A 19,909-nucleotide genomic window follows, 5' to 3' on the forward strand; every position below is an offset into this window, starting at 1 on the left:
ACTAACTAACTAACTAACTACAAAACCACAAAAACCATGATTCGCCAAGCCATTATTCTCTCCTGTGGCTTTTTTATGAATACCATATTGGCGCAGGAATTACCTAAAATTATTACTTCAAAAACAAACTATTTACCTGATTTTAGTTATGCAGGTTATCACTTCGGCGAAAGCCAGATTCCTGAAACTAATGGAAAAATCATTAATGCAACAGATTTTGGCGTTAAAGCAAACGATGAGTTAGATGATTCTAAAGCTCTTTTAAAAGCTTTCAAAGCTGCTAATTCAGTTGAGGGAAATGTAATTTTACAATTACCCGCAGGAAAAATTATTCTTAGCGATATTCTCTATATCGAAAGAAGCAATTTTGTACTTCGCGGCGCTGGTTCTGCTCAAAACGGAACAGAAATCTATTGTCCAAGACCGATGATGTATCTTAAAGACCCTGAAGTTCTGGCAGAATTACGTGAATATTTAACCACTTTCGATAAAAGACAACGAGAAGCTGAAAACAATATTGATCTTCCTTTTTCGCAATATGCTTGGTCGGGAGGTTTTATCTGGACACAAGTTCCTGGCGAACGCGTAAAATCGTATTTGGATAAATATGAACCCGAATCTGCTCCATTGGCGAAAGTCAGTTCTGGGAAAATAGGTGAACATATTATCAACGTTTCAGATATTAAAGGCTTGAAAGTCGGCGATGTTGTCGAATTGCAATTGTTTAATAAAGATGGTGAAAACGGAGAAATCATCAAAGATTTATATCAGGGAGCTAAAGTAAAACCGGGTTCTCATCACTGGAAATTTCCAAAACTTCCTATTGTGAGACAACAAGTTCAGATTATTAAAATTTCAGGCTCAAAAATTACTTTAAAAACACCTTTAACCATTTCGATTAAACCAAGTTATGAAGCTCAATTCGTGGAATGGAAACATTTGAATGAAGTTGGAATCGAACATCTTCGCTTTACTTTTCCTGACATTCCGAGAGTTGCACATCACGTTGAGCCTGGAAATAACGGTATTTTCTTAACTCGTTTATTTAATAGCTGGGTTAAAGATGTAAAAATCACTAACGCCGATAGCGGTATTCTAGCTGAAGAAGTTGCCAATGTAACGATTCAAGATATTACAACTGACGGGGCTCATTTAGCACATTATACCGTAACTTTAGGCGGTGTTCATAATGTTTTGGTTAAAAATCTAAAGATTTACAATTCAGCTGTTCATCCTTTGAGTTTCAATACTTTTTCAACTAAAAATGTATATCAGGATTGTGAGATTTTTGCAGATCCGCTTTTAGATCAGCATTCGGGTGCCAATCATCAAAATTTATTTGATAATATTACTGTTCATATTACTCCAGATAAAAATAATAGTTATCTTTTATTTGGTGGTGGCGGAGCAGATTATTGGAAACCTTCACACGGACCTTTCAGCACGTTTTGGAATTTAGATGTACAAGTCGAAAATCCAGATGCATCAAAATCGGTTTTATTATACGGAATGAAAGATGGTGCTTTGGCTAGAATTATTGGTGTTCATGGAAATACTAAATTTGAAATCAAATACGACGTTGATCCGTATATTGAGCTTTTGAATATGCCTATAGAAAAAATTCCGTCTTTGTACGATTATCAATTGAATAAACGTTTGAAAAAATAAATTTAAACACATAGAAACATAGTTTTTAGGAGCGCAAAAAAAGGCGTTTCACTTGCATTAACAATCATAGATTTTACGTAAAGCTATGTGTGAAAAACTAGTTTTTTTCAATAGAACTAAAAAAAGAAAAATTCTATGTTCCTATGTGTTTAAAAAAATAATCTCGCAAAGACGCGAAGTCGCAAAGTTATATTTGTTTATATTAATAAATTAAGTGTAGTTTGTCATTTCGACGAAGGAGAAATCACACTAGAAACTCCACAAAGTGAATTGCCAATCTTTGTCAAATCCCGCGTGTGATTTCTCCTTCGTCGAAATGACAAAAATGAGAAACCTTTGCGTTTTAGCGACTTTGCGAGATTACATTATAAGTTAAAAACCTTTGAACCTCTGCTCCTCTTCAACTTTGAACCTAAAATCAAACGCTATGAAACTCAAAATAGCTCTTTTATTATTTGTATTTATTTTCGGAAACTTATTTTCCCAAAATAAATATCGTCTTAAAAATTTTTCTACAACCGACGGACTTTCGCAGAGTTCTGTGATTGCTATACATCAGGATAAATTTGGGCAAATGTGGTTTGGAACGCGCGACGGTTTGAACAAATACGATGGTAGTCGATTTACGATATTTCGAAATGATGCTTCAAATAAATTTTCTATCAGTAACAATGATATTTTGGCAATTGAAGAAGATAATTCAGGAAAAATCTGGGTTGGAACATACAACGGATTAAATTGCTACAACCCAATCTCTAACCGTTTTACAAGATACCTTCATACAAAAGCCAATCATACCATAAGCAATAATGCAGTGTGGAGCATTAGAGAAATTGGTGGCGAAATGTGGTTCGGAACTTCAAAAGGATTAACGATTTTAAATAAAAAATCAGGCTTATTTACTTCCGTTTTTCATTCTGATGATGATGTTTCTACTCTTCCGAGCAATAATATTTTGACAATTTTAAAGACAAAAAAAGGCGAAATCTGGATTGGAACTACCAAAGGTTTATGTCAATTGACAAATAGAAAAAATGGCAAATTATCCTTTAAAAATTACGCTTTAAATACTACTGATTTATTAAATGTACAATCGGTTATTGAAGATAAAAATGGTGATTTATGGATTGGAACAAAAAACAAAGGTCTTTTGAAATTTGATCAGAAAGAGAAAGTTTTTGTTTCTTTTTTATCAAATGAAAAGTATAGCGAAATCAATACTGATATTCGATCTTTAATAATTGACAATCAAGGTTCTTTATGGGTTGGAGCTTATGATGGAATTTATATTTTAGGGCAAGATAAAAGTCTTCAAAAAATAAACAACAGCAATAATAGTAACGGAATTGATAAGGTAAAGTCTGTTTTTATGGACAAAAAAGGCTCTATCTGGATTGGATGTTATTACAAAGGGGTAAATCTTTGGGATGTTTCTAATGTTAATTTTTCTAATTACAATCAAACCTCAAAAAAAATTCCGATGAGTTTTGATGTTGTAAGTTCTATTATTGCAGATCAAAACGATAATATTTACTTTGGAACTGAAGGTGGAGGAATTACCATTTACAATAAAAAATCTGAAGCCGTAAGTTACATCAACAGCAAAACGGGGCAAACTCATAAAAATGATATCAAAGCCATGTCTTTATCAGAGGATCATATTTTATGGATTGGAACTTTCTCTAAAGGATTATCGGCATATAATACCATTTCTAAAAGAATTGAAGACAACAGAATTGCACCAGATTTAACCGATTTATTAAAAGAGAGCGGTGTTTATTCGCTTAAAGCGGAAAACAAAATCTTATGGATTGGAACTTTTGGCAAAGGTTTAATTCGTTATAATACATCAGACAAAACTTTTCAAATTATTGGAAATGACATTTCTAAACCTACTTTTCTAACTAATAATATGGTTCGCAGTATTTTGATCGACAAACAAAATTCAATTTGGCTTGGCACACAAAATGGTTTAAATCGTATTTCGCTTCAAAATTTTAATCCTAAGAAATATAAAATACAGCATTTCTTTTACGATCATTCGGCTTTATCAGGCGATGATATTTTGACTTTATTTGAAGATTCTCAAAATAAAATCTGGGTCGGAACAAAAGCAAAAGGTTTATATTATTTTGATGGGAAAAAATTCAATCAAACTAGTCTTAAAGTCGGAAATACCGTTATCACTTCTATTCATTCCATTTTAGAAGACGATTCCAAAAACTTATGGATCAGCACCAATCAGGGAATTATAAAATACAATCAATCTAAAAAAACGGTTGTTATTTATGATCAGAAAGATGGTTTGGCAAGTAATGAATTTAATGATAATTCGGCTTTAAAATTAAACTCGAATCAGTTTTACTTTGGAAGTCCGTCAGGCGCTACATTTTTTGATGCCTCAAAAATCTCTTTGAACAATTATGCTCCACAGCTTTTAATTACTGATTTGAAAATTAAAAACGAAATTATTAATGCGCATGATAAAGATGGTATTTTAGAGAAAAGCATCGGTTTTACCAACACGATTACTTTAGATTACGACAAAGCCAATTTCTCAATCAATTTTGCAATTCCGAATTACATTCGATCAAAAAATAATCAATACAGTTATCGTTTGGTTGGTTTGGAAAATAACTGGACAACAACTAAAAATAGCGAAGCCAATTTTGCGATTCAAAATCCAGGAACTTATACTTTTGAAGTTCGTGGAGCAAATAACGATGGGGTTTGGAATAAAAATCCGACAACATTAACTGTTATTGTAAATCCAGCTCCTTGGCGCAGTATTTGGGCATTTTTATTGTACGGAATTATAATTGGTTTAGGATTATACGGCTTGATTTGGATTATGAAATCGAAAGCCAGATTGAAGCAAAAATTAGAATTAGAATATCTGGAAACACAGCGAATTGAAGAAAACAACAAACTAAAATTGGATTTCTTTACCAATATTTCGCATGAATTCAGAACGCCATTGACTTTGATTTTAGGTCCGTTACAGCAAATTTTAGCCGATTATAATGGTACAAATGAAATGTACAAAAAGCTTTTGGTTATTGAAGGAAGCGCGAATCATCTTCTAAGTTTGATTAACCGTTTAATGGATTTCAGAAAATTAGAAAATCATCAAGTTTCGCTAGAATCAGCAAATGGAAACATTGTCAAATTTACCAAAGAAATCTTTTTATCTTTTATAGAATATGCCAAAGACGGAGATTACGATTATACCTTTGAAACTTCCGATGAAGAAATTTTGGTTTATTATGATCGCTACAAACTCGAACGTGTTTTTTATAATTTGATTTCGAATGCTTTTAGATATACTCCAAAAGGCGGTTCTATTCACATTAAAATCAATCACGATCAGCAAAATCTTTTTATTGAAATTGAAGATTCAGGTGTAGGAATTTCAGAAGAACACATTGATAAGATTTTTGATTTGTTTTTTGAAATTCCGACGCATAATCAAGTCCAGAAAAATTACAATAAAGGAACCGGAATCGGTCTTTCGATTGTGAAAAATATTGTCGAGCTTCATAAAGGAAAAATCGATGTTACCAATAAAACAACTGGCGGTGTTATTTTTAAAGTGACTTTACCGCTTGGACGCGAACATCTTTTGGATAGCGAAATTATTCCTGACTTTAAAATCAGTGATGATATTGCGCAATATTCTGCACAATTAGAATCTACAGAAATCATTGAAAATGATGATATTGAAGACCTAATTGTAAACGAAGAAAAACAAACCATTTTATTGGTTGAAGATCATAAGGTTTTGAGAAAATTCATGAAGAATCTTCTCAAAAAAGATTATAACATTATTGAAGCCGAAAATGGTAAAGTCGCTTTAGAAAAGGCATTAAAATTTGTTCCGAATCTAATTATAAGCGATGTTATTATGCCTGAAATGGTTGGAACTGAATTGTGTTCTAAAATTAAAGAAAACATCAAAACTAGCCATATTCCGGTTATTTTATTGACTTCTCGATCTTCATTGGTTTATAAATTTGAAGGATTAGAAAGCGGTGCAGACGATTATATCAGTAAACCATTTAATTTAATGGAATTCAGACTTCGAGTTAAAAACCTATTGAATACAACAGAACGTTTAAAAATTAAGTTTTCTAGTGGAGACAGTTTTATTCCATCAGAAATTACGGTTTCTTCTTTAGACGAAGAATTGTTGAAAAAGGCTTTCAAAATTGTAGAAGAAAACATTTCCAACGAGCAATTTGATATTCCGTTTTTCTGTTCCGAATTAGGTGTAAGCCGAACCATGTTGTTTTTAAAAATTAAAGCTTGGACCAATTGCACTCCAAACGAATTTATTCATGAAATAAGATTAAAACGCGCCGCTCAATTATTAGAACAAAACAAATTAACCGTTTCTGAAATTAGCTATAAAGTCGGTTTTAATAATCCGAAATACTTTAGCAAATGCTTTCAGAAAAAGTATGGAGAAACTCCTTCTCAATACGCCGACAAATTTTATAAATCTTTAAATTGTGAAATGTGAGATGTCAAATGTGAGATGTCAAATGTAAGATGTCAAATGTAAGATGTTAGAGGTAACTAATCTTTCTACTTTCTACTTTCTACTTTCTACTTTTCACTTTTCACTTTTCACTTTTCACTTTTTACAACTCACATTTTACAACTCACATTTTACAACTCACATTTCACATCTTACATAAATAATCCACTGTTTTAAAAGGCTTCAAAAAGGGTATCTGTATTTTTAGATACCCTTTTTTGTATTTCTATTTCTTTTTTGGCTTCTACATTTGCGATATGAAAATCAAAAAAACAAGTTTCCTTTTACTCCAAATTTTGTTTGCCATTATCATAATCGGAATGAGTTTATTGCTTTTCTACTTTATCTAACTTATTAACCTTAAAACCAAAAAATGAATGTTTACAAACCACAAAAACAAATCGTTTAAATGGTGTTTGCTGGTATCTTTTTTACTAGTAAATATCGTGATACATGCGCAAGAACGAAAAGTGACTGGAAAAATAACTTCCAGTGATGATTTACTCGGACTTCCTGGCGCAAATGTTTATATCAAAAATTCCTCTGTTGGCGCAGCTGCCGATATGGACGGAAATTATACTGTAATTGTTGGAGAGAAAAATGCTGTTTTAGTTTTCAATTTTGTTGGATTTCAGACTGTTGAAATTCCTGTTGGAACAAAAAGTGTAATCAATGTAAGTTTAAAACCAGATACGAAAGCGCTAGATGAAGTTATTGTAGTAGGTTACGGAACTCGTAAAAAAAGTGACATAACTGGTTCTGTTTCTTCTGTAACGGCAAAAGAATTGACTGCTTTTCCTCTTTTAAATGCCGAACAAGCTTTACAAGGCCGTGCAGCGGGTGTTTCCGTAATGACAAATAACGGTGGTGAACCTGGAGCTCCTGTAAAAATCAGAGTTCGTGGAGGGACTTCTATTAACGCAAGTGGCGATGCTTTAATTGTTGTTGACGGATTTGCGGGTGTTTCTATGCCAGCACCACAAGATATTGCTTCTATCGAGGTTTTAAAAGATGCCTCAGCAACTGCAATTTATGGATCTCGCGGATCAAATGGAGTTATCATGGTTACTACTAAAAAAGGTAAGCCAGGAAAACCAGTAATTGAGTTCAGCAATTCAACTTCTGTACAATCTGTAAACAATAAATTGCATTTATTGAACGCTGACCAGTTTGCTGCCTACAGAAAAAGTTTTACTACGCATACACAAGGTCCAGCAGATACAGATTGGCAAGATGTAATTTACCGTGAAGGAATGATTTCAAACACCCAATTATCATTTTCCGGCGGTTCTGAAAATGTGAAATATTATGTTTCTGGAACGTATTTCAATCAAAATGGGGTTGTAATTAATTCGGGAATTGACAAATACACTATCGTAGCCAATCTTGAAGCAGATTTATCTCCAAAGTTAAAAGTTGGTTTGAATACTTTCACAAGCAAACAAAACAAAGAAGGAATCGTGAGCCAGACAAGCGCTGGAGGAACTGGAGCCGCAGGTGTAATTGCATCGGCTTATCGTTTTATGCCAGATAAAGGAATTTATAATGCAGACGGAACTTATACTACAACTGCTCCAATTGGAGACGACATTGATAATCCGTACGCAACAGCAATGGAAAATATTTTAGAAACTGTTTCTATCGTAAACCGAAATAATTTCTTTGCTCAATATCAAATTACTAAAGATTTAGATTTTAAAACTACTTTAGGTTTAACCGATAATAATTCGCAAACAGGAAGATTTATTCCGTCAACTTTAATTGCGGGAAAAAATATTAAAGGAGAAGCTTCAGTAAACAACACAAGATTCTCTTCTTTCTTGACAGAGAATTATTTGACTTTCAAACGTGAGATTATCTCAAAAGGAATTTTGACAGTTTTGGGTGGTTATTCATACCAAAAAAATAAAAACGAAAGTTCATATGCTGCTTCAAGAGGATTTTTAACGAATACCAACTCTTATAGAAATTTAGGCGCTGGAACAGTTTTCTTAAAACCTGATTCTGGATTGTCTGAAACAGAATTGATTTCTGCTTTTGGAAGGTTGAATTTTGATTTTGACGATAAATATCTGTTTACGTTTACTGCTAGACGAGATGGTTCTTCAAGCTTTAGTCAAAACTACAAATACGGAACTTTTCCTTCAGGAGCAATTGGATGGAACATTAGTAAAGAAAATTTCTTAAAAGACAGCAAAACGGTTTCAAACTTAAAATTAAGAGCTAGTTACGGAGCAACAGGAAACCCATCAATTGGGGCTTACTCTACTCTTTCGAGATTTTCTGAAATCTATTATGTAAGCGGTGATGTGATTACAAATGCGGTGCAATTAACTTCATTAGATAATCCAAACTTAAAATGGGAAACTTCGTATCAGCAAGATTACGGAATTGATTTAGGTTTATTTGATAACAGAATCAGTATTACAGCAGATTATTATAAAACAATTACCAAAGATTTATTGTTTAACAGACCGCTTCCAGGAATTTCTGGCATTGCTTCTCAGCTTCAAAACGTTGGAGAATTGGAAAATAAAGGATGGGAATTAGGAATTAATACCAGAAATTTTATTGGCGCTGATTTTACTTGGTCAACAAACTTTAATATTTCTTCTAACAAAAACAAAGTTTTAAAATTGGCTGATAATAAAGATCTTTTGATCAACTCTGCTCCAGGACATTTCTTAGCAACTGAATCGCAGATTTTGAGAGTTGGACAGCCAGTTGGTTCTTTCTTCGGATTCATTTATGATGGAGTAATTCAGCAAGGTGAAACGGTTTTACCAGGAAACTTTGAAACGGCTCCAGGAGGAGAAAAATTCAGAGATTACAATGGCGATGGAAAACTGGATTCTCAAGATAAAACAATCATCGGAAATCCAAACCCAGATTTCATCTTCGGTTTCAACAATGATTTTACCTATAAAAATCTTGATCTAAACATTTTCTTTCAAGGTTCACAAGGAGGTCAAATCTTAAACTATACTTTGATGGAATTGGCTTCTGGAAATAACAATGCTACCACAGAAGTTTTAGATGCTTGGACACCAACCAATACTGACACCAATGTTCCTGCAAATGCAGCCAGAACCAAAAGAATCACTTCAAGATTTGTTTATGATGGAAGTTACATCCGTTTAAAAAACATCTCTATTGGATACAGTTTAGATGAAAAAATTGTTTCGAAAATGGGATTAAGCAAAGTTCGTTTTTACATCAGCGCTCAAAACCTTTGGACAATTACAGATTATCCAGGAACAGATCCAGAAACGAACTACTTAAACGACACGAACTCAAGAAGTAATACCAATTTAGGATTGGATTATGGAGGATATCCAAACGTAAAAACATTTACAGCAGGATTCAATTTAAAATTTTAATCTAAGACAATTATGAAAAAATATATAGCTCTTCTTTGCTTCGGAACATTCGCTTTTTTCAGCTGTTCTGATCTGGAAGAAAAACCAGTAGGAATTATTCGCCCAGCAAACTTTTTCAACAATACAGACGATTTACAGGCTGCTGTAAATGGCGCTTTTGCTAACATTGGTCACAATAATTATTGGGGAAGAGAATTTACAATTGCCCTTATGCTTCGTGATGATATGGCCGATATTGGAGACAGAACAACGCAAGCAGCTCGTATTGATGTAAACGATATGTCAATGAATGATACTAATGCGCTTGTCTCAAACTTTTGGCCTCAGTCGTATGTCATTATCACAGCAGCAAATCAGGCTATTGAAGGTGCTAAGAAAACACCTGGAGATCCTGCAAAAGTCAATGCTATTGTGGCTCAAGCACATTTTGCAAGAGCTTTTGCATACTATCATTTGGTTCGTCTTTTTGGTGATATTCCGTATGTAGATTTTGTTGTGAATGATGTGTCACAAGTTAATTCTTTAAGTAAAACAAAAGAAGCTGACGTTTACCCAAAAATCATTGCCGATTTAGAATTTGCCAAACAATGGTTAGATGACAAACCAAAAGTAAAAGCTGTTCCGGGAAAAGGTACTGCTGCTGGATATTTGGCTTCTGTTTACCTGACTTTAGGAAATTTTCAAAAAGCCTATGATGAAGCCAAATTTGTCATTACAAATGAAGTTAAGTTTGGTTTAGGTTTAGATGCCGATTTTCAGGATCTATTCAACGCTACAAAAGCAGCTTCATTAAAAGAACCACTTTTTACAATTGATTTTAATAACTTAACTTCAGGAAATTACGGTCAGGATTATACAGCTTTTTTCACTGGATCTTTAAAAGATGACAGTTATAGCTATGGACAAGGATTTTCGGTTGCTGTTCCTTCTTTAAAAGTATTCAATACTTGGGATCAGAGAGATTACAGAAGAGCGGTAAGTTTTGATACAATTATCAGAAAGAAAACTGGACCAGGCGGATCTCTAGAAATTTATCCTTCAAGTGATAACGAAAAAGCGCCTCGCCCACATATTGCAAAATATTTCCGTTTTCCGGGAAAAGCTGGCGCGAACGGAAGAACTTCTCAACATAATTATATCACAATGCGTTATGCAGAAGTTTTATTAACTGCTGCCGAAGCTTTAAATGAAATTAATCCTGGAACTATAGAAGCTGACGGATACGTAAATCGCGTTCGCGCAAGAGCAAGAAACAAAGCTGGAAAATTGGTTTCTTTTCCTGCAAATGTAACACCAGGACTTTCTCAAACAGACTTTAGAAAAATGGTTATTGATGAAAGAAGATTAGAATTAGCTTTTGAATACATTAGATGGTACGACATTAAGAGACTTAAAATTGGGCCAGAAGTATTCGGCGCAAATGGTTTAGAACCACATGCTAATTTTGATCCAAACAGAGATTATTTATGGCCATTGCCAGGAACTGAGTTAGCTATTAATCCGAATTTAAAACCAAATAATCCTGGTTATTAATAATACGGAACGAGGATAAAACGGGTTTGCTATCGCAAAAGCGCGGATTTACACTGATTTTTATTACTTAACGCGTTATTTGGTTTCACGCAGATTTAAAAATATTTAAGCTTATTAAAAATTGATTTAAAAAAAATCTGCTTTATCTGCCAAAATCCTTTTAAATCTGCGTGAAATAAAAAATCCGTGTAAATCAGTGTTTTTGCGATAGCGAATCCGTACAATCCGCGTCTAAAAATCACGATTACAAAATATTTATTATGAAGAATGTCAGTTCCATTTCTTTAATTCTTGGTTTTGCATCGCTGGTAACAGCATGCAAATCAAGAATTAATTCTCAATCAAAAAATACCTTAGCTGCGACAGAAAAATTGGAAACGCGTTATAAAATGCTATTAGATTATCCAGCCGATTCGATGTCGATGCCAAGAAGTATGAATATTAAAACTCTTGAGATTCGCAAAGTGCCTTCAAGAGATTGGACAAGCGGTTTTTTTGCTGGAAATCTTTGGCAATTGTACCGATTAACAGGCGATTCAAAGTATAAAGAACAAGCTCAAAAATGGACACCTTTTAGCAAAAAAGAAAGTGTCAACAGTAATTCGCATGATGTAGGTTTTAAAGTGTTTTGCAGTTTTGGAGAAGCGCTGAAAGTGGAAAACAAAAAAGAATACGAAGCGGTAATTATTAAAGGCGCAGAAACTTTATGCACGAGATTTAATCCAAAAGTGGGTTCTATTCGTTCTTGGGATTTCAATAAAGAAATTTGGGATTATCCTGTCATTATCGATAATATGATGAATTTGGAATTGCTTTTTGAAGCTTCAAAATTATCTGGAAATCCAAAATATCGCAACATTGCCATCCAACATGCCAACACCACTTTAAAAAACCAATTTAGAGAAGATAACAGCTGTTATCACGTTATCGATTATAATCCAACAACAGGAGAAGTTAGAAAGAAAACAACACTTCAAGGTTACAATGACGATTCGGTTTGGGCGCGTGGTCAAGCTTGGGCAGTTTATGGATTTACAATGTCGTATCGATACACAAAAGATCCCGCTTATTTAAATCAAGCCGAAGGAACAGCTCTTTATTTTATGACAAATAAAAATCTGCCAGAAGACGGAATTCCGTATTGGGATTTTAAAGATCCTAGTATTCCAAATGCGGCACGAGATGTTTCTGCTGCAATGGTTATGGCATCAGGATTATACGAATTGTATAGTTATACCAAAAATAAAAATTATTTGGCTTTCGCCGATAAACTGATGGCATCAGTACAAACAGATCAATATATTTTAGATACTAAAATTAAAGCACCTTTCTTATTCGATCACAGTACCGGAAACTGGCCAAAACATGACGAAATTGATGAACCAATAATTTACGCCGATTATTATTTTCTAGAAGCACTTCTTAGAAGAAAGTAACAAAAGGACAAAGTTACAAAGGTGCAAAGGCTCTCTACCTTTGAACCTAAAAAAGCCTTATTATCCTATGAAGAAATTACACTTTAATACATTTTCAATTTTTGCGCTTTTTGTTTTGTTTCAGATTTGTCTGGGCAGTTTTGCTCAGACAAAAATGAACATTAACGACAATTGGCTTTATCTAGAAAATCATACTACAAACCTCAGCGAAGCACAAAAAGCTTCAAATTGGATTACTTTAAACTTGCCTCATACTTGGAATGCCGAAGATGCTACCGATTTAAATCCAGGCTATAGACGCGATGCGAGTTGGTATCAAAAGAAAATCAATATTACCAAAATAGATCCTAATCAGGTTTATTCTTTATATTTTGAAGGATCAAATGTAACGACTAAAGTGTATGTGAATGGCAAAGAAGCTGGTTCTCATATTGGTGGTTATATTGGTTTTTCGATTGATATAACCAATTTCATTAAAGAAGGAAACAACGATATTTTTGTTCGTGTAGATAATAGTTATGATATTGAAATTATTCCGTCTCAAAAAAGCGATTTCTTTATTTATGGCGGAATTACTCGTGATGTCTGGTTAGTTTCTAAATACAAAAATCATATTGAAAATTTAAAAATCACGACTCCACAAGTTTCAGCAAAAAAAGCTACGGTTCAGATTGTTTCTTCTTTTGTAAATTCTGAAAACTCAAAAGATTTATCATTAACTGTGACGCTTCAAAATCCGAAAGGTAAAAAAGTAGCAAGCAAAACCATTTCGGTTGCAGATAAAACGGCAACAATTACTTTTGAAAATATTAAAAACCCAGAACTTTGGGATACAGAAAAACCTAATTTATACAAACTGACAGCCGTTTTATCAGAAAAAAATCAAATCAGAGATAGCCTGTCTGAAAAAGTAGGTTTCAGATGGTTTGAGTTTAAAGACCATGGTCCGTTTTATCTTAACGGAAAGCGTTTGCTTATTCGCGGAACTCATCGTCATGAAGAACAAGCCGGAGTTGGTGCAGCAATGAGCAACGAGCAACATTGGGCAGATATGAAATCAATTAAAGAAATGGGCGCAAATTTCGTTCGGTTGGCGCATTATCCGCAAGATCCAGAGATTTATAAAGCTTGCGACGAATTAGGTTTGTTGGTTTGGGATGAATTGCCTTGGTGCCGTGGCGGGATTGGAAATGATGCTTGGAAAACCAATACCAAGAACATGCTGAAAGAAATTATCAATCAGAATCATAATCATCCGAGCATTATTATCTGGTCTTTAGGGAATGAAATAAACTGGCTTCCTGATTTTCCCGATGGCGATAATGCAGATAGAACCAATGCGTTTTTAAATGAATTGAATGATATTGCACACCAACTCGATCCGACCAGAAAAACGGCTATCAGAAAATACTATGAAGGTTCGCATATTGTCGATGTTTTTTCTCCTTCAATCTGGTCTGGCTGGTATTCAGGAAGTTATAAAAGTTATCAAAAAGCAATTGATGTTTACAAGAAAGAATACAAACATTTTATTCATGCCGAATATGGCGGAGATAGTCATGTTGGACGTCACAGTGAAAATCCAGTTACGGGCGAAAATGTCATAAAAGCTGAAGGTTGGGAAGAAGCGATTGTTCAAACTAAAATTGCAAACATTGCTCAAATTGGCGACTGGAGCGAAAATTATATAGTCGATTTATTTGATTGGCATTTGCATGTATCGGAAAATGATCCTGATTTTGTGGGTAATATTCAATGGGCATTTAAGGATTTTGCAACTCCGTTACGTCCAGAAGATGATATTCCGTACATGAACCAAAAAGGACTTACAGACAGAAACGGAATTCCAAAAGATGCGTATTATGTTTTTAAAAGTTATTGGGCAAAAGCCCCTTTCGCTTACATCGAATCGCATACTTGGACAGAACGCCAAGGTCCAGAAAATACACCGAGAACAATTAATGTTTTCAGTAATTGCGAAAAAGTGACTTTATCTCATAACGGAAAATCGCTTGGAGAGAAACAACGAAATCTTTCTCTTTATCCTGCAAATGGTTTGACATGGGATGTTAATTTCAAAAAAGGAGAAAATGTTTTATTAGCTGTTGGAAAAACAAAAGATGGTAAAACAGTTTCTGATACGTTGAAAGTGAATTATCGTTTTACTAAAAATGATACGGCGGTTTCGTTACAATTATCATCAGAAAAACTAAAAAATGGTAATTATCTGGTAACTGCAATTGCAATTGACAACAATAATTTGCGCTGTCTAGATTATGAAGCTAGTGTCTATTTTCAATGTTTAAAAGGCGGTAAAACTTTAAAAAATCAAGGAACACCAACTGGAAGCGAATCGATAAGAATGGCAAACGGAAAAGCTTCTATCGAAGTAATTCCTGATGGTTCTGGAAATCCGATTGAAATGACAGCTTTGAATCAGAGCTTTAAAGGGGAATATTTGAAGATTGAGCCTTGAGAATTTAACCGCAAGGTTCGCAAAGGTTTACGCAAAGGACGCAAATTATTTATGCTTTGCGTAAAAAAACTTAGCGAACCTTGCGTAAACCTTTGCGTCCTTTGCGGTTAAGCCACACACAATTACAAAAACAAATTAATACAAAAATGAAAAAACTATTAATCGCATTACTCCTAACCTCTTCTGTTCTGGGATTTTCACAAAACCTAATCTCCAACGTTCCCAATCGAAATACCACTTCGTTAAACGGAGTTTGGAATTACATTATTGATCCGTATCAAACTGGCTTTTATAGTTTTCACTTGGATCAATACGACAAACAGGAAAAACCTGCAAAAGGAGCTTTTTTCAGTAATTATCATGCTCAAAACAAACAGGAATTGGTAGAATATGATTTTGATAAATCGCCTACAATTAATATTCCTGGAGATTGGAATTCGCAAGTACAGGAACTAAAATATTACGAAGGAAATGTTTGGTTCAAAAAGTCTTTCGATTATAATTTAACAGCTAATAAACGCCTATTTTTATATTTGGGTGCAATCAATTACAAAGCCGATGTTTATTTAAACGGAAAAAAGCTAGGAACACATGAAGGCGGTTTTACTCCGTTTAATTACGAAGTGACTTCGATTATACAGCCAAAAGATAATTATTTGGTTATAAAAGTTGATAATACGCGTCACAAAGAAGATGTTCCGACTGTAAATACCGATTGGTGGAATTATGGCGGAATCACGCGCGATGTCACTTTAATTGAAGAAGAAGATTCATTTGTTGAAGATTACACGATTCAACTGAAAAAAGGCAATGCAAATGTTGTTTCTGGTTTTATTAAAATCAATAATTTAGAAGCTTCACAAAATAATATTTCGATTTCAATTCCTGAATTAAAAATCAACTTTAAAGGAAAAGCTGATAATAAAGGAATTTTAAACTTCGAAATTCCAGTTAAAAAGATTTCATATTGGTCACCAGAAAATCCAAAATTATATGAGGTTATAGTTGACTTTAACGGAAAAAAATTAAAAGATCAAATTGGTTTTAGAACTATTGATACGAAAGAAGATAAAATTCTACTAAATGGAAAACCAATCTTTTTACGTGGAATTTCCATTCACGAAGAAAATGCAAAAGGCGGACGCGCGAATTCTCAAGAAGATGCTTTGCGTTTGCTAAATTGGGCAAAAGAATTGGGTTGTAATTATGTTCGTTTAGCACATTATCCGCACAACGAAAACATTATCCGTGAAGCTGATAAAATGGGATTGATGGTTTGGGAGGAAATTCCCGTTTATTGGACAGTTGAATTCACCAATAAAAACACCTATCAAAATGCCGAAGATCAGTTAACTGCTTCTATTAAAAGAGATAAAAATAGAGCGAGTATTATTATTTGGTCAATGGCAAATGAAACTCCAATTTCTGATGCTAGAAATACGTTCATTAAAAATTTAGCATCACACACGAGATCATTAGACAACACCAGATTAATCAGCGCTGCTTTATTAACCAAAAAAGAAACTATTGATGACCCGATTGGTGAAGTTTTAGATGTTGTGGCTTTCAATCAATATTTGGGTTGGTACGGCGGAAATTTGGAAGATGCTGAGAAGATAACATGGAAATCGAAATACAATAAACCTATTGTGGTTTCTGAATTTGGCGGTGATGCTAAAGCTGGTTTTCACGGAGAAAAAAACGAACGCTGGACAGAAGAATATCAAGAATATTTATACATTCAAAATTTAAAAATGATTGAAAAGATTCCACATCTAAGCGGAACTAGCCCGTGGATTCTGGTTGATTTCAGATCGCCAAAAAGATTGCTTCCAGGTATTCAGGACGGTTATAATCGTAAAGGTTTAATTTCAAATGACGGCGAAAAGAAAAAAGCGTTTTACATTATGCAGGATTGGTATGCTAAGAAGAAAAAGGAATATCAGAATTAATTCATTATTACCAATTCATTAACAAAAAACAGGCTTCAAATTATATGATTTTTCTTCATTATTAATTTACTTTGTAGTTAATCTAAAAATTGTAAACCATGAAAAAATTCTATTTACTAGCAGTTACTTTGTTTGCTGCTTTTACAGTTCAGGCTCAAGACATAGTAAAATTTGCTCCGCTTGATGCAAGTCCGGTTGATATTTCGTATTTCCCAAACAAAGCGGTGAAATTCAAAAAAACGGATAATCCAAATCCTGTTATTAAGGTGCTTTACGCAAGACCTTCTGCAAAAGGAAGAACAATTTTCGGTGATGTGGTAAAGTTTGGCGAAGTTTGGAGAGTTGGTGCTAATGAAAACACAGAGATTAAATTCTACAAAGATGTAACAATTGGCGGGAAAAAAGTTCCTGCAGGATACTATAGTTTATTTGCTATTCCTGAAAAAGATAAATGGACGATCATTATCAACAAAGAGTTGGATTTATGGGGCGGTTATGCTTACGATGAAAGCAAAGATGTAGTTAGAGTTTCTGTTCCTGTTAAATCTGTGGGAGAAACTATTGAAGCTTTATCTATTGCTTTTACAACTCAAGGCAACCTAGCAAACCTTGTTATTGGCTGGGATAAAACAACTGTTGAATTACCAATTACGGTTAAATAATTAATCGGTTTTAAAACAAAAAAGAGGCATTAAAAATGCCTCTTTTTTGTTTTAAACCTTAACAGTTTCTATAATTTTATCCAACGTAATTGGTAAATCTCTAACACGTTTTCCAGTAGCATTAAAAACAGCATTTGCAATTGCAGGCGCCATTCCAACCAAAGCCGTTTCACCCAGACCTTTCGTTCCCATTGGATTACTGATTGGATCTTTTTTATTCACGAAGAAAACTTCCTGTTTTTCGATATCTGCATTTACAGGAACATGGTAATCAGCGAAATTATTATTGATTGGACGGCCAAAACGATGATCAATTTCTAGTGCTTCCATCAATCCCATTCCGATACCTCCTACTGCTCCACCAAACATTTGTCCCGCAGAAGTTTTCTGGCTGATTACAGTTCCAATATCAGCGCAAGAAACGACATGAGCCAATCTTATTTTACCCAAATTCGGATTCACTAATACTTTTACAAAATGAACCGAAAACGAGTAGATTGAATATTTTTTTGCTTCTTCAGCAGCTTTAGAAAGATTTTCAACTTCAAAATCTTCTAATTTATTGCTGCTCAAAAGTGCTGCTAACGTAACCGACTTCGATTTGTCTTTTTTAGAAGAAACCGCACCATTTTCAAAAGTTAAATCAGTGAGAGCGATTCCTTTCAAAACAGGATTTTTACTTCCCAATTCAATTATTTTATTTAATAATAAATTACAAGCATCATGAACCGCAGAACCAACAGATGAAGTCGTCGCCGAACCACCTTGCGTTGGGCCTTTTGGAAGTCCGCTTTTACCCATTTCGATAATTACGTTTTCCGCAGGCAAACCTATTACTTCAGCTCCAATGGCAGTCATCATAGTTGCCGTTCCCGGTCCCATATCGTTTACACTACATTGCAAAACTAAATCACCATTGGCCAATAATTTTGCTTTTACAGAAGTTGGACTTCGATAACAGCCGAAAGTTCCTGTTCCCATTCCGTAGCCCACCAGCCAATTTCCTTCTTTAACAGAACCTGGTTCATTTTTACGGTTTTTCCAGCCAATGCGTTCCATTCCGCCTTCGTAACATTCCAAAAGATATTTACTGCTCCACGGTTTATTTTGTTCTTGATCTTTTTCGGCATAATTCAGTTTACGGAATTCAATCGGATCTAAGTTTAATTTATATGCCATTTCATCCATTGCACTTTCTAAGGCAAAAGAACCTGTTGCTTCACCTGGCCCACGCATCCAGATTGGTGTACAAGTATCCAAAGGCACAATTCTGTAACGTGTTGAGACATTAGGACAATCATAAATAAATCGCGACATGTTTACGGTTCCTTCCATGAAATCCTCGTAACTCGAAGTCATCGCAACAGCTTCATGTGTTAAACCTGTCAATTTTCCATCTTTAGTTGCACCAAGTCCCATTTTCTGAATGGTGTAAGGTCTAAACCCAACATTGGTAAACATCTGTTCGCGATGCAACACTAATTTCACAGGACGATTTAATTTTTTTGCTCCAATTAAAGCTGCAATTTCATACGGCCAAGTGTGCAATCCCATTCCGAATGCGCCTCCAAGATATTCAGCATGAACCTCAACATCTTCTACAGGTACTCCAAAAACTCCCGCTACACTTCGGCGCGTTCCCTCTACACCTTGACTTTTTGTATATAAAATTGGTTTGTTTCCGTCCCATTTGGCAATGATATTGGCCAATTCCATCGGGTTATGCACCTCGGTTGGAATTGTATATTCGGTTTCCAGAATAACCTCAGCATTTTTATAGCCGTCATGTTCACCGCGATGATAATCATTTCCTTTATCGGTTTCGACTTTCTTTTCTTTTTCAGCTGCTTTTTTAAGTTCTGTAGAATGTTCTTCCTTAAGATAATCGGCTTTAATTAGACTCGCCGCATATCGCATACGTTCAAAAGTATCGGCAATCACCAAAGCAATTGGCTGATCGTAATACAAAACCGAATCATCTTTGAAAATCTGCAATGGCTGACCAAAATTGTGCTTGTCCTTTGCTTTTTCATAGCCAGACGGTTTATCTACATTCAAATGCGTAATTACTGCCAAAACTCCTGGCGCCCATTCTGCTTTTTTTGTGTCAATGGTTTTGATTCTTCCTTTTGCAATCGTACTTCCCACCAAGCAGGCATAAACTACACCAGATGTTTTATATTCAGCCGAATAAGTTGCAGAGCCTGTTACTTTAGCAAATCCGTCAACTCTATTAATATTACTTGTCTTGCTCATAATCTA

At 34.4% G+C, this 19,909-nt stretch carries 9 protein-coding genes; 8 read left to right on the top strand and 1 reads right to left on the bottom strand.

Annotated features, from left to right (window positions below; translation table 11 throughout):
- The first annotated feature begins 36 nt into the window (after positions 1-36).
- The 8 genes from OD917_RS06300 (at position 37) to OD917_RS06335 (ending at position 17,647) form a co-directional block, all read left to right on the top strand.
- A complete protein-coding gene (locus OD917_RS06300; RefSeq protein WP_263522704.1) occupies positions 37-1,668 on the top strand; it encodes a DUF4955 domain-containing protein in 1,632 nt (543 codons plus the stop codon).
- 427 nt (positions 1,669-2,095) lie between these two features.
- A complete protein-coding gene (locus OD917_RS06305) occupies positions 2,096-6,190 on the top strand; it encodes a two-component regulator propeller domain-containing protein (protein ID WP_263522705.1) in 4,095 nt (1,364 codons plus the stop codon).
- A 395-nt stretch (positions 6,191-6,585) separates the two neighbouring features.
- Positions 6,586-9,588 (top strand): SusC/RagA family TonB-linked outer membrane protein, encoded by a 3,003-nt coding sequence (locus OD917_RS06310; protein WP_263522706.1) that lies wholly within the window; start codon positions 6,586-6,588, stop codon positions 9,586-9,588.
- 12 nt (positions 9,589-9,600) lie between these two features.
- Positions 9,601-11,121, top strand: coding sequence for a RagB/SusD family nutrient uptake outer membrane protein (locus tag OD917_RS06315; RefSeq protein ID WP_263522707.1), 1,521 nt, complete (start codon positions 9,601-9,603; stop codon positions 11,119-11,121).
- A 260-nt stretch (positions 11,122-11,381) separates the two neighbouring features.
- The gene (locus tag OD917_RS06320; protein WP_263522708.1) at positions 11,382-12,557 is read left to right on the top strand and encodes a glycoside hydrolase family 88 protein; all 1,176 of its coding nucleotides are present in this window, start codon (positions 11,382-11,384) and stop codon (positions 12,555-12,557) included.
- 67 nt (positions 12,558-12,624) lie between these two features.
- Entirely contained in the window at positions 12,625-15,033 is a 2,409-nt protein-coding gene (locus OD917_RS06325; protein ID WP_263522709.1) for a glycoside hydrolase family 2 protein, read from the top strand.
- Between the two features lie 146 nt (positions 15,034-15,179).
- Positions 15,180-16,985, top strand: a complete 1,806-nt coding sequence (locus OD917_RS06330) for a glycoside hydrolase family 2 protein (RefSeq protein WP_263522710.1) — start codon at positions 15,180-15,182, stop codon at positions 16,983-16,985.
- Positions 16,986-17,083: 98 nt separating this feature from the next.
- Entirely contained in the window at positions 17,084-17,647 is a 564-nt protein-coding gene (locus OD917_RS06335) for a DUF2911 domain-containing protein (RefSeq protein ID WP_263522711.1), read from the top strand.
- Between the two features lie 51 nt (positions 17,648-17,698).
- Here OD917_RS06335 and OD917_RS06340 read toward each other — a convergent pair whose 3' ends face one another.
- Positions 17,699-19,903, bottom strand: a complete 2,205-nt coding sequence (locus OD917_RS06340; RefSeq protein WP_263522712.1) for a xanthine dehydrogenase family protein molybdopterin-binding subunit — start codon at positions 19,901-19,903, stop codon at positions 17,699-17,701.
- Between the last annotated feature and the right edge of the window lie 6 nt (positions 19,904-19,909).

The sequence above is a fragment of the Flavobacterium sp. SH_e genome, assembly GCF_025717045.1.
GTDB lineage: Bacteria > Bacteroidota > Bacteroidia > Flavobacteriales > Flavobacteriaceae > Flavobacterium.